Annotated in this window: 10 protein-coding genes; 6 read left to right on the forward strand and 4 right to left on the reverse strand. The window is 74.3% G+C overall.

The features are described from left to right. Window positions 1-18 precede the first annotated feature (18 nt). Window positions 19-702, reverse strand: a complete 684-nt coding sequence (locus ACFV9J_RS15455) for a 4'-phosphopantetheinyl transferase (RefSeq protein WP_385354338.1) — start codon at window positions 700-702, stop codon at window positions 19-21. Further along, window positions 699-1,586 carry a metallophosphoesterase family protein gene (locus tag ACFV9J_RS15460; RefSeq protein ID WP_385354340.1) on the reverse strand — a complete coding sequence of 296 codons (888 nt, stop codon included), beginning with the start codon at window positions 1,584-1,586 and terminating at the stop codon, window positions 699-701. The genes ACFV9J_RS15455 and ACFV9J_RS15460 overlap by 4 nt, the downstream gene beginning before the upstream one ends. A gap of 282 nt (window positions 1,587-1,868) precedes the next feature. Here ACFV9J_RS15460 and ACFV9J_RS15465 point away from each other — a divergent pair, with 282 nt between their 5' ends. Beyond that, window positions 1,869-3,032 carry an ATP-grasp domain-containing protein gene (locus ACFV9J_RS15465; protein ID WP_385354342.1) on the forward strand — a complete coding sequence of 388 codons (1,164 nt, stop codon included), beginning with the start codon at window positions 1,869-1,871 and terminating at the stop codon, window positions 3,030-3,032. On the opposite strand, the gene ACFV9J_RS15470 is transcribed toward ACFV9J_RS15465, so the two are convergent. Further along, window positions 3,025-4,362: a 6-phospho-beta-glucosidase gene (locus ACFV9J_RS15470; protein WP_385354344.1), complete on the reverse strand. Its 1,338-nt coding sequence runs from the start codon at window positions 4,360-4,362 to the stop codon at window positions 3,025-3,027. The two genes, ACFV9J_RS15465 and ACFV9J_RS15470, sit on opposite strands and share 8 nt — an antisense overlap. Before the next feature lie 126 nt (window positions 4,363-4,488). Here ACFV9J_RS15470 and ACFV9J_RS15475 point away from each other — a divergent pair, with 126 nt between their 5' ends. The 5 genes from ACFV9J_RS15475 to ACFV9J_RS15495 all read left to right on the forward strand — a co-directional run bounded on the left by ACFV9J_RS15475 (window position 4,489) and on the right by ACFV9J_RS15495 (window position 11,179). Continuing rightward, the gene (locus tag ACFV9J_RS15475; RefSeq protein ID WP_385354346.1) at window positions 4,489-5,283 is read left to right on the forward strand and encodes an IclR family transcriptional regulator; all 795 of its coding nucleotides are present in this window, start codon (window positions 4,489-4,491) and stop codon (window positions 5,281-5,283) included. A 31-nt stretch (window positions 5,284-5,314) separates the two neighbouring features. Then, window positions 5,315-6,535, forward strand: coding sequence for a sensor histidine kinase (locus ACFV9J_RS15480; protein WP_385354348.1), 1,221 nt, complete (start codon window positions 5,315-5,317; stop codon window positions 6,533-6,535). Beyond that, window positions 6,532-7,200 carry a response regulator gene (locus tag ACFV9J_RS15485; RefSeq protein WP_385354350.1) on the forward strand — a complete coding sequence of 223 codons (669 nt, stop codon included), beginning with the start codon at window positions 6,532-6,534 and terminating at the stop codon, window positions 7,198-7,200. Before ACFV9J_RS15480 ends, ACFV9J_RS15485 begins: the two co-directional genes overlap by 4 nt. Window positions 7,201-7,346: 146 nt before the next feature. Continuing rightward, window positions 7,347-9,470 (forward strand): MMPL family transporter, encoded by a 2,124-nt coding sequence (locus tag ACFV9J_RS15490; protein WP_385354352.1) that lies wholly within the window; start codon window positions 7,347-7,349, stop codon window positions 9,468-9,470. A gap of 308 nt (window positions 9,471-9,778) precedes the next feature. Beyond that, window positions 9,779-11,179: a glycoside hydrolase family 16 protein gene (locus tag ACFV9J_RS15495; RefSeq protein WP_385354354.1), complete on the forward strand. Its 1,401-nt coding sequence runs from the start codon at window positions 9,779-9,781 to the stop codon at window positions 11,177-11,179. Between the two features lie 78 nt (window positions 11,180-11,257). Here the strand turns inward: ACFV9J_RS15495 and ACFV9J_RS15500 are convergent, their stop codons facing one another. Next, on the reverse strand, window positions 11,258-12,163 hold the full coding sequence (locus ACFV9J_RS15500; RefSeq protein WP_164274585.1) for an AraC family transcriptional regulator: 906 nt from the start codon (window positions 12,161-12,163) through the stop codon (window positions 11,258-11,260). Window positions 12,164-12,276: the final 113 nt, after the last annotated feature.

A 12,276-nucleotide genomic window follows, 5' to 3' on the forward strand; every position in this document is an offset into this window, starting at 1 on the left:
CGGGCGGGCGGCCGCAGGTCAGGTGCGCGGGACCGTGACCGCCGTGGTGACCAGGCCGTCCCGGGCGCTCCACCGGCCGTCGAAGCCGCTCAGGCGCCTGCCGTCCACGGTCGGCCCCGGCACCAGAAGGGCGGCGTGCAGGGTGCCGCTGCGCGGGTCGGCCGGGTCCACGCGGATCTCGATGTCCGCCTCGGTGAAGTCCAGCCACTGCCCGGTGAGGGGGTACCACGCCTTGTAGACCGACTCCTTGGCGCTGAACAGCAACCGGTCCCAGTGGAGGCCGGGCCGCGCGCCGCCCAGCCGCCGCAGCAGGGCCACCTCGGCGGGCAGGGCGATGCTCTCCAGGACGCCGTCCGGCAGCGGCCCGTCGGGTTCGGCGTCGATGCCCAGGGAGGCCAGGTCGGTCAGGCGGACCAGGGCTGCGGCGCAGTAGCCGTCGCAGTGGGTCATGCTGCCGGCGAGTCCGTCCGGCCAGCGCGGGGCCCCGCGCTCGCCGGTCAGCACGGGCTGCGCCGGCACGCCGAGCTTCTCCATGGCCCGGCGGGCGCAGGACCGCACCACGGTGAACTCACGGCGCCGCTTGGCGACCGCTCGCGCGACGAGCGCCTCCTCCTGCGGGTAGAGGGGCAGGTGACCGGTGTCGTCGTCCTGGCCGAAGGCCTCCACGGCGACGACCGTGCCGGGCAGCAGTTCCTCGATCAACGGGTCACCTCCCGGCGCGACGGCGCCGTGGACGCCTGCGTCGACGGCAGGATGCGGCGCAGTTGCCCCGGCGGTCCGGGCCGCTTGCGCCACTCGCGGGGATAGCCCACCGAGACCTCCTCGAAGCGGACCCCCTCGTGCCAGGTGGTGCGCGGGATGTGCAGATGCCCGTAGACCATGGTCTCCACCCGGAACCTGCGGTGCCAGTCGGCGGTCAGCGAGGTGCCGCACCACATGGCGAACTCCGGGTACCACAGGACGTCGGTGGGGTGCCGGTGCAGCGGGTAGTGGTTGACGGGGATCGTGGGCAGGTCCGCGGGGATCTCGGCGAGCCTGCGTTCGGTCTCGGCGACCCGCGCCCGGCACCAGGCCTCGCGGCTGGGATAGGGGTCGGGGTGCAGCAGGTACTCGTCGCTGCACACGACGCCGGTGCCGTGTGCGTACTCCAGTCCCTCGGCCTTGGTCGCGCATCCCGCGGGCAGGAACGAGTAGTCGTAGAGCAGGAAGAGCGGCGCGACGACCGCCGGGCCGCCCGCGCCCTCCCACACCGGGTACGGGTCCTCGGGGGTGGTCACGCCCAGCTCCCGGCACATCTCGACGAGGTGCTCGTAGCGGGCGACGCCGCGCAGGTCGACCTCGTCCTTGGGATGCGTCCACAGTTCGTGGTTGCCGGGGGCCCAGACGACCCGGCGGAAGCGGTCCGCGAGGATGCCGAGGGCCCAGCGGATGCCGGCGACGGTCTCCGCCACGTCGCCGGCCACCAGGAGCCAGTCGTCGTCGGACTCGGGGTGCGTCCGCTCGACCAGGGCCCGGTTCTCCTCGTATCCGACGTGCAGATCGCTGATGGCCCACAGCTTCCCCGGAGCCCCGGCCCTCGTCGCCATCCCCACCCCTCCCAGACACACGTTCGACGCCACGAGATCACATCCCCGCGCGGGTCACAAGGCGACCGGGCCCGGCCGCGCGACGGCCCCGGGGACCGCCGCACGGCCGGGCCGAGGCATCCGTGTGACGCTCGTTGCGCTCGGGGCCGCGCGTACCCCTATGATCGCCCCAACACCACCGCCACGACTCTCCTTTCGCGCAGAGCGGCTCGGTGTCCCTCCAAACCCCTGGCCGGGCACGGCCCGCTTCGCCCTGCCCGCGAACCCTGGAAGGCGGCTTGCATGGCTTCTCCCGTACGCGTCTGGCTCAACCGCACGTACGCGGAGAACGTCTTCTTCGTGGATCAGCTGCGGAGAAATCCCGCCGACCGGGCCGTCGAGATCCATGCCACGCACGGCGACCCGGACTCCCCCGTGCTGGCCGCCGCGGACACCGCGGAGCTGGAGCCCGAGGGGCTCTCCCCGGCCGGTTACGTCGAGTACGCCCTGGCCCAGTGCGCACGGCGGGGCATCGACGTGTTCGTGCCCCGGCTGCACCAGTCCGCGATCGTGGCCCACCGCGCCGAGTTCGAGGCGCTGGGTACGGCGCTGCTCGCGCCGCCGCCCGAGGCGGTGGCCGTCTTCCGGGACAAGGTGATCGCCTACGAGGCGGTCCGGGCCGTCGGCGTGCCGGTGCCGCCGTGGTGGCGGGTGCGCACCGCCGACGAACTCGTCCTCGCCGTGGAGGAACTGGAGGCGGGCGGCCACCGGGCGTGCTTCAAACCGGCCTCCGGCGCGGGCGGCGTGGGCTTCCGGACGGTCACCCGGGACCCCTTCTCCCTCGCTCACCTGAACGGCTTCCCCAGCCCGTCCGTGCCGCTGCCCCTGGTCGTCGAGGCGCTGCGGACGGCCGAGGAGCCCGTGGACTGGCTGGTGATGCCGCGCCTGGAGCAGCCGGAGGTCTCGGTGGACTGCCTCACCGGGCCCGACAACCGGGTCCGGCTGGCCGTGGGCCGCACCAAGAACGGCCGCCGGCGCGGGTTCACCCTGCACGAGCAGTGGCTGGCACCGGCACGGCGGATCGCCGAGACGTTCGGGCTGCACCACCTGTCCAACGTGCAGTTCCGGATGTACGGCGACCGGCCCGTCCTGATGGACGTCAACACCCGCCCGGCGGGCGGACTGCACCAGTTGGCGCTGTGCGGGGTCAACATGCCGTGGGCGGCGGTCCGGCTGGCCCTCGGCGACGACCCGGGCGAGCTGGAGCCGCCGTTCCTGGGGCAGGACTACGCGGTGGTGGCGGGACCGCGTCCGCTGCGCCCGGTGGCCTTGCCGCACCAGCGCGCGGACCTCCCGGCCGCCGCGACGCCGGCGCCCGCGGCCGCACCTGCTGCCGCACGGCCTGCGGCGACGGCGACGGCACCGGCGACGGCACCGGCGAGGTCCACCCCCGTGGGGCTCACCTGAGGTAGGCCAGTCCCGGGTGCACCGCCCGGTAGCCGTCGACGAGGCGGCGGGCGACGTCGACCGAGTCGACGAGGGGGTGCAGGGCGAAGGCGCGGACCGCCGTCGCGCGGGAGCCGGTCCCGGCCGCGGCCAGGACGTCGCGCTCGACGCCCTTGACCGCGCGGACCAGGCCGGTGGCGTGGTCCGGCAGCGGATCGGCCGCCATCGGGTGGGCGCCGTTCGCGTCGACCAGGCAGGGGACCTCGATCACCGCGTCGGCGTCGAGGACGGAGAGCGTGCCGCGGTTGCGGACGTTGAGGATCAGGGTGGCGCGTTCGTCACGGGCGACGGCGCGCATCAGCGCCAGCGCCACCTTCTCGTAGCCGCCGGACAGGTCCTCGGCCTCGCGTTCGCCCGCGCCCGCCGTCTCGCGGTTCTCGGCCATGTACGTGGCCTCGCGTTCGGCGCGGGTGCGGTCCCAGGTGGCGAGGGCCGGGGCGTCGGGGCGGCGCATCTCGTCGTAGAAGCGGGCCTGCTGGTCGCGCAGGAACGCGCCCCGGGTTAGGCCGGCCTCCTGGTAGGCGCGGACGGTCTCCCGGTTGAAGTAGTAGTAGTGCAGGTACTCGTTGGGGACGGCGCCGAGCGAGCGCAGCCACTCGGCGCCGAAGAGCCGGCCCTCCTCGAAGGAACCGAGCAGCGCCGGGTCGGCCAGCAGCCGCGGCAGCTCGTCGCGTCCGCCGACCCGCAGGCCGCGCAGCCAGCCGAGGTGGTTGAGGCCGACGTAGTCGACGAAGGCGCGGTCCGGGTCGGCGCCCAGCACGCGGGCGACGCGGCGGCCGAGGCCGACCGGCGAGTCGCAGATGCCGATGACCCGGTCGCCGAGGTGCCGGGACATGGCCTCGGTGACCAGGCCCGCCGGGTTGGTGAAGTTGATGACCCAGGCGTCCGGTGCCAGCCGGGCCACCCGGCGGGCGATGTCGACGGCGACCGGGACGGTCCGCAGCCCGTAGGCGATGCCGCCCGCGCCGACCGTCTCCTGGCCGAGGACGCCCTCGGCGAGCGCCACCCGTTCGTCGTCGGCGCGTCCCTGGAGGCCGCCGACGCGGATCGCGGAGAACACGAAGTCGGCACCGCGCAGCGCCTCGTCGAGGTCGGTCGTCGCGGTCACCTTCGGGGCGTCGGGCACCCCGGCCGCCTGCTCGGCCAGCACCCGGGTCACCGCCGTCAGCCGGGCCGCGTCCAGGTCGTGCAGGACGACGTCGCTCACGCGCCCCTCGGCTCGGTCCCCGAGGAGCGCCCCGTACACGAGCGGCACGCGGAACCCGCCGCCGCCCAGCATCGTCAGCCTCACGTCCGCACCCTTCCGTCGCCCGGCCGCACCTGTGTCCGGCGCCGATCATGGCACGGCCGGTGGCCGCGCGCGTGCACCTCCCCTTTCCTCTGTCCAGGGGGCGGGCGGGCACCTACCCTCGGCCCGGTGACCGCCCCTGCCGGCCCCACCGCCCCCGACCGGCTGCTCGCCGTGCTCGCCGCGTTCGACCACGCGCACCCGGCCCTGTCCCTGACGGACATCAGCCGCCGGGCCGGGCTGAGCCTGACCACGGCGCACCGGCTGGTGGGCGCCCTGACCCGGTGGGGTGCGCTGGAGCGCGACGGTGCGGGCGTCTACCACGTGGGCCTGCGGCTGTGGGAGATCGCCGCGCTCGCCCCGCGCGGTCTCGCGCTGCGCCAGGTCGCGCTGCCCTACCTGGAGGACCTGTACGAGGCGACCCACGAGAACGTGCAGCTGGCGGTGCGGGACGGCGGCGAGGTCGTCTACGTCGAGTGGCTGGCGGCGCGTTCGTCGGTCGGCGTGCACATCCGCGTCGGCGCCCGCTGGCCGCTGCACGCCACCGGGGTCGGGCTCGCCCTGCTCGCGCACGGCGAACCCGAGTTCCAGGAGGCGTACCGCACCGGCCCGCTCGCCTCCTTCACCGCGTACACGATCACCGACCCGGTACGCCTGCGCCGGGTGCTGGCCGAGGTGCGGCGCACCGGAGCGGCGGTGAGCGACCGGCAGATCACCGACGACGCCCTCTCGGTGGCCGCCCCGGTGCACGGCCCGGACGGCACCGTGACCGCGGCCGTGTCGGTCGTCGTGCCGCACGCCGACGCGCGGGTGCCGGCGCTGGTCCCGGCGGTCCGGCTGGCGGCCCGCGGCATCTCCCGGGCCCTGGGCTGGCACCCGGATATCCCTCGCACCGGTGAGGACGGGCACCCGTACTCCTCCTGATACTGGGACGGCCCGTGCCCCAGGAGCCGCCATGTCCGCCCGGTCCCCGCTGTCCTCCCCGCTCGCCCCCGTCCTCGCCCGGCTGCGTACGACCAGCCCGTACGCGGTGGACACCGCCGTCGCCGCGCTGGTGCTGTTCGCCGTCTCGCTGCAGTGGCTGTTCCCCGACGAGGGGGACGATCCGCTGTCCTGGCGGGGCTGGCTGCTCGGGGCCGCGACCGCCGTGCCGTTGGTGTGGCGGCGTGCGGCGCCGTTCGCGACCGCCTGTGCCGTGTCCGTGGCCACCCCGGCCCAGGCGGTGCACCACGCGCCGCCGCCCGACCTGATGTACGGCGGCTTCGTCGTCCTCTACACGCTGGCCGCCCTCGCCCGACCCTGGCAGCGGCGGGTGATGCTGGCGGGCTGGCTGATCGGGGTCGCCGCCACCATCAGCCACAAGGAGGACGCCGAGCCCTTCGAGTACGCCTTCCAGCTGCTGAGCATCGGGTGCGCGTACGCGCTCGGCTCGCTCACCCGCACCCAGCGCGCCTACACCGCCGAACTGGAGGACCGGGCGCGGCGCCTGGAGCGCGAGCGGGCGGCCGACACCGCGCGGGCCACCGCGCAGGAACGCGCCCGCATCGCCCGCGACATGCACGACATCCTGGCGCACGCGGTCAGCCTGATGGTGGTGCAGGCCGAGGCCGGACCGGTCGTCGTGCGCAGTGATCCGGCGCGCGCCGAGGCCGCGTTCGACGCGATCGCAACGGCCGGGCGGGACGCGATGACCCAACTGCGGCGCATTCTCGGGGTGCTGAAGGAGGAGGAACGCGAGCCGGGGCCGCGGCGGCTGCCCCAGCCGGGTCTGGCCGCCCTGCCGGGGCTGGTCCGCCGGGCCGGCGAATCGGCCGGCCTGCGGGTGGAGTTGAGGACGACGGGCGAACCGCGTGCGCTGCCCCCGGACACCGAGGTGGCCGCCTACCGCATCGTGCAGGAGGCCCTCACCAACACGGTCAAGCACGCGTACGCTTCCTGCTCGGTGGTCGGGCTCGACTGGGCGGAGGACGGGGTGACCCTGACGGTGACGGACGACGGGCGGGGCCCGGCGGACCCTGGTGACGGGACGGGCGGCGGCGGGCACGGGCTGATCGGCATCCGGGAGCGGGCCGCCGCCTGCGGGGGCGAGGCCGTCACCGGCGGTGGACCGGACGGCGGTTTCCGGGTCGTCGTACGCCTGCCCGTCGCGGCCGTCCGGCGGACGGCCCTCGGGTGAGCGTCCGGGTGGTCGTGGCCGACGACCAGGAGCTGGTGCGCAGCGGGTTCAGCATGATCCTTCAGGCGCAGCCGGACATCGAGGTGGTCGCGGAGGCCGGGGACGGCGCGGAGGCGGTCGCCGCGGTCGAGCGGTACGCGCCGGACGTCCTGCTCCTGGACATCCGCATGCCGGTCATGGACGGCCTGGACGCGGCCCGGCGGGTGTGCGCGCGCTCCGCCTGCAAGGTCGTGATGCTGACCACCTTCGACCTGGACGAGTACGTGTACGAGGCGCTCTACGCGGGTGCCAGCGGCTTCCTGCTCAAGGACGTGCGCCGGGACGACCTGGTGCACGCGGTGCGGGTGGTCGCGGCCGGTGACTCGCTGCTGGCACCGGCGGTGACGCGCCGGCTGGTCGCGGACATCGTGCGGCGCCGGCGCGAGGAGGCGGCGGCCGACGTCACCCCTGCGCGCCTGGAGGTGCTGACCGCGCGCGAGGTGGAGACGCTGCGGCTGCTGGCGCGCGGGCTGTCCAACTCCGAGATCGCCACCACCCTGTTCGTGAGCGAGCACACCGTCAAGACGCATGTCAGCAACGTGCTGGGCAAGCTCGGTCTCCGGGACCGGGTGCAGGCGGTGATCTGCGCCTACGAGACCGGTCTGGTGGCTCCCGGCTCCCCGTGACGCTCCCCCCGACAGGTGAGGCGGTGACCGCTCTCCCCCGTGCGGGCGAGTCGGCAAACCGCTCTCCCAGGCGATCCGGCGGACCCCCGGCGGCCCCGACTCTGGTGGCGATGACACCAGACCGAGACCGATCGCCGGGAGGGACCGTGCTGTCCACACTCGCCCGGGCGGCGACCCGCCGCCCGCTGACCGTGATGCTCCTGTGGGGCCTGTTCCTGCTGCTCGGCTTCGGCCTCGGCACGGGCGTCTTCGGGAGGCTCTCCGACGACGTGCCCGACGTCCCGGGCACCGAGTCGCAGGTCGCCGCCGAACACCTGGACGGCCTCGACCCGGCGGGTGACTCGATCACCGGCGTCGTCGAGGCCGCCGCCGTCACGGATCCCGCGGTGCGGGCCGAGGTGCGGCGGGCCGTGGCCGACCTCCGGGAGGTCGCGGGCGTCGCCGCGGTCCCCGACCCGTACGCCACGCCCGGGCTGGTCGCCGAGGACGGGCGGGCCCTGGTCGTCTCCGTCGCCCTGGAGGGCGGTCTCGACGACGACGCCGAGGACGCGGCGGTGCGGGACGCGGCCGACCGGCTGCGCGGGATCGACGCGAGCGAGGTGTCCGGGGTCCACGTCAGCGGCGGGCCGCTGCTGGGACAGCAGCTCGGCGAGCGCGCCCAGGAGGACGTGAAGAACGCGGAGTTGATCTCGCTGCCGGTCGTGCTGGTCCTGCTGCTCGTCGTGTTCGGGGGGCTGCGCGCGGCCGGGCTGCCGCTGCTGGTGGCGGTCGCGGGGATCGCGGGCGCGTTCCTGGCGCTGTTCGGCTTCAGCCGGTTCACCGACATCTCCGTGTACGCGATCCAGGTCACGACGATGCTGGGGCTCGGCCTCGCCGTGGACTACGCCCTGCTGATGCTGGTCCGCTTCCGCGAGGAGCGGCGGCACACCCCGGACGTGGTGGAGGCCGTGCACCGCACGGTCGCGGCGGCCGGGCGGACCGTGCTGTTCTCCGGGCTGACGGTGGCCGTGAGCCTGGCCGGGCTGCTGGTCTTCCCGAGCACGTTCCTGCGCAGCATGGGGCTGGCGGTGGCCGCGGTGGTCGTCGTCGACATGCTGGCGGCGCTGACGCTGCTGCCCGCGCTGCTGACCCGGTTCGGCGGCCGGATCCCCCCGGCGAAGGGGCGGCCGGAGGAGGAGGGCCGGCTCTTCGCCCGCCTCGCCCGCTTCGCCGCCCGGCGGCGGGTGGCCGTCCTGGCGGTGGCCGTCCCGGCGCTGCTGGTGCTGGCGCTGCCCGTCACCGGCATGTCCATCAACCTCGGGGACGCGCGGCAGCTTCCGAGGAGCACCGAGGCACGGCAGTTGTACGACGCGATCGAGGCGCACTTCCCGCCGGGCACCGGCGTCTCACCGGTCACGGTGGTCCTGCGGCCCGGCACCGACGCCGCGACGGCCGACCGGATCCGCGCGCTGGCTCCGGGCACCACCGTCCGCGACCTGTCCGGCGGCACCACCGTGCTCGAACTGCCCCCGGGCGGAGCGGCCGACGGTCCGGCGGCCACCGAACTGGTCGAGCGGGTGCGGGACCTGCGCGGCGACGCGCCCGTCCAGGTCACCGGCGACGCGGCCCAACTGGTCGACTTCCGGCAGATGCTCGCCGACCGGGCGCCCTGGGCGGCGCTGACCGTGCTGGCGGGGATCTTCGTGCTGCTGTTCGCGTTCACCGGGTCGGTGCTGCTGCCGCTGCGCACCGTCGCGACGACGCTGCTCAGCCTCGGGGCCGCGCTCGGTGCGGTGGTCTGGGTGTTCCAGGACGGTCATCTGGCCGGGCTGATCGGCGCCGAGGGGCTGGGCGCGCTGAGCCTGACGGCGCCACCGCTGATCATCGCCATCGCCTTCGGACTGGCCATGGACTACGAGTTGTTCATCCTGGCCCGGATGCGCGAGGCCCGGGAGCGGACCGGCGACGACCGGGAGGCCGTGGTGACCGGCCTGCGCCGGTCCGGCCGGGTGGTGACCTGCGCCGCACTGCTCCTCGCGGTGGTGTTCGGCGCCTTCATGACCGGCGGCTTCTCGCCGATCCTGCAGATCGGGCTCGGCCTGACCCTGGCGGTGCTGATCGACGCCACGGTCGTCCGGATGCTGCTGGTACCGGCCACGATGGCGCTGCTGGGCCGGCACGCCTGGTGGGCCCCCAAGCCGCTGCGCCGGGCGCACGAGAGGTTCGGGGTGCGCGAGGATGCCTCCGATCCCGCTCCCGCTCCGGCTCCGCCGCAGCCCGCGGCGCGCTGAGACGCCGGGCGCCGCCGCGACGCCGGGCGCACGGCCAGGCCGGTGCGCGGTTCCTCCCCGACGGGGGTGGGGAGGAACCGCGGCCGTGGCACGCCCGTCCCGCCCGGCATTTTCGTGACGTTCACGACGTTCTCGACGTTCACGGGCTGAACTCCCCGGCCGCGCAAGGACTTTCTCGGCTTCACCTCTTGACGGCGGCGGCCCGGAGCACATTGGCCGCACTCTGAGAGCGCTCTCAAACGTCTCCCCGCGGAGCGCGCTCGGGGCGTACCGCTTCCCACTCCCGCGTTTCGAGAGGCGACCCCCACATGAGAGAGACATCCGGCAACCCGCCCAGACGCCGGCCGCTGCGCCGGGCGCTGGTGGCCGTCGTCGGCACGCTCGGCCTGGCCGCGGCGGCGACGACCGTCACGGGTCCGTCGGCGGGCGCGGCCGTTCCGCCGCCCCCGTCCGGCTGGACGCAGGTCTTCGCCGACGACTTCGACGGCGCGGCCGGCTCCGGCGTGAACACAAGCAACTGGCAGTACGACACCGGCACCTCGTACCCCGGCGGCCCCGCCAACTGGGGCACCGGCGAGATCGAGACGATGACGTCGTCACCGAGCAACGTCTCGCTGGACGGCGGCGGCAACCTGCGCATCACCCCGCAGCGCGACGGCGCCGGCAACTGGACCTCGGGCCGCATCGAGACCAAGCGCGCCGACTTCGAGCCCCCGGTCGGCGGCAAGCTGCGCGTGGAGGCCCGTATCCAGGTCCCGAACGTCACCGGAGCGGCCGCCAAGGGCTACTGGCCGGCGTTCTGGATGCTCGGCGCGCCCTACCGCGGCAACTACTGGAACTGGCCCGGTGTCGGCGAGATCGACATCATGGAGAACACCCAGGGCCTCAACACGGTCTGGTCCACGCTGCACTGCGGCACCTCGCCCGGCGGCCCCTGCAACGAGACCAGCGGCATCGGCGGCAACACCCCGTGCCCCGGCGCCACCTGCCAGGCGGGCTTCCACACCTACCGGGTGGAGTGGGACCGTTCGACGAGCGTCGAGGAGATCCGCTTCTACGTCGACGGCAACAACTTCCACACCGTCCGCGCCAACCAGGTCGACGCGACGACCTGGGCGAACGCCACCGACCACGGCTACTTCATCATCCTGAACGTCGCGATGGGCGGCGGCTTCCCGGACGCCTTCGGCGGCGGCCCGGACGGCGGCACCCAGCCCGGCCACTCCATGCTCGTGGACTACGTCCAGGTGCTGTCGGCCGGTGGGAGCGGTACCACACCGCCCCCGACCGGCGGTGACCGCGACGCGTACAGCGCCATCGAGGCGGAGTCGTACGACGCCCAGTCCGGCACCATGACCGAGTCCACCTCGGACTCGGGCGGCGGCGGCAACCTCGGCGCCCTCGCGAACGGCGACTGGGTGCAGTACAAGGGCGTCAAGTTCGGTTCGAGCGCGGCGACCCAGTTCAAGGCCCGGGTGGCGAGCGGTGCCGCCGCCGGGGTCAGCGGTCTGGTCGAGGTGCGCCTGGACAGCCGCAGCAGCACGCCGGTCGGCAGCTTCGCCGTGGGCAACACGGGCGGCTGGCAGTCGTGGCGGACCGTCCCGGCGAACATGGCCTCGGTGACGGGCACCCACGACGTCTACCTGACCTTCACCAGCGGCCAGAGCGCCGACTTCGTCAACGTGAACTGGTTCGGCTTCGGCCACTGAGCGGCGACCGGCCCCCCGCGGGAGGGCGAAGGGGCTCCACGCACCGTGGGGCCCCTTCGTCGTGCCGTGCGGCGTTGCTCAGCGCAGCTCCGCCCGGAAGGCCGCCGGTGTCTGGTCGGTGTGCTGCTGGAAGAACTTGGAGAAGTTCGCCGCGTCCGGGAAGCCGACCGCCGCGCCGACCCGCCCGATCGGCAGCTCGGTGTGGGCGAGCAGCCGCTTGGCCTCCAGGACGACGCGCTTGTCGATGAAACCCTTGGGCGTCTCACCGGTGGCGGCACGCACCGCGCGCACCAGGGTGCGGCGGGAGTAGCCGAGCGCGTCGGCGTAGGCGCTGACGCTGTGGTTGGTGGCGAAGCCCCGCTCGACCGCGTCCCGGAAGAGGATGAAGGTGCTGTCCCCCGGCGCCTCCGCCCGCCCCTGGCGCGCCGCCCTCGCGGAACCGGCCGCGAGGTGGGCGAGGCGCAGCAGGAACGCGGAGAGCGTGTGGCGCAGTACGGCCGTGTGCAGGCTCAGCGGGAGTGTGGTCGCGTCCTCGTACTCGCGCCGCAACTGGTCCAGCGCCGCCGTCAGTCCGGCGAGCCGCGCCTCGTCGGGGTGGAGCAGGGGCGGCAGGTCGTAGCGGTAGAGGCCGGTGGCCTCCACGGTGGCGCGGGGCAGGAAGCCGGGCTGCATGGTGAGCACCGTTCCGCGGTACTCGGCCTCGGGCGCGAAGCGGTGGACCTGGCCGGGACGGATCCACAGCAGATCGCCGGCCGACGCCTCGTACTCGGCGAAGTCGATCATGTGACGGACCGGTCCGCCGGTGAGGAGCATGACGATGTGGAAGTCGATGCGGTGCACGCGGTGCAGCGGCGCCTGCGCGTGCCAGGTGCGGCCGGCGCCCATGGGACCGACCTGCATGCCCACTCCGAGGAGGCTGAGATCGACCGGGAAGGGGAACGTTCTGATCCCGTCGCCGCCGCCTTGGCTTCTTTCGTCCGCCATGTCCGTCTCGTACCGTCCCGCCCGTGTGCCCCGCGGCCGGGGCGTGTCCCAGTTTCACCACAGGCTGACACACCATGACCTTCACTCCCAAAAGTCAGACTTTTAAGTTTGAA

Origin of the sequence: Streptomyces sp. NPDC059906 (assembly GCF_042730645.1) — a bacterium.
In the GTDB taxonomy this organism is placed as follows: domain Bacteria; phylum Actinomycetota; class Actinomycetes; order Streptomycetales; family Streptomycetaceae; genus Streptomyces; species Streptomyces rubrogriseus.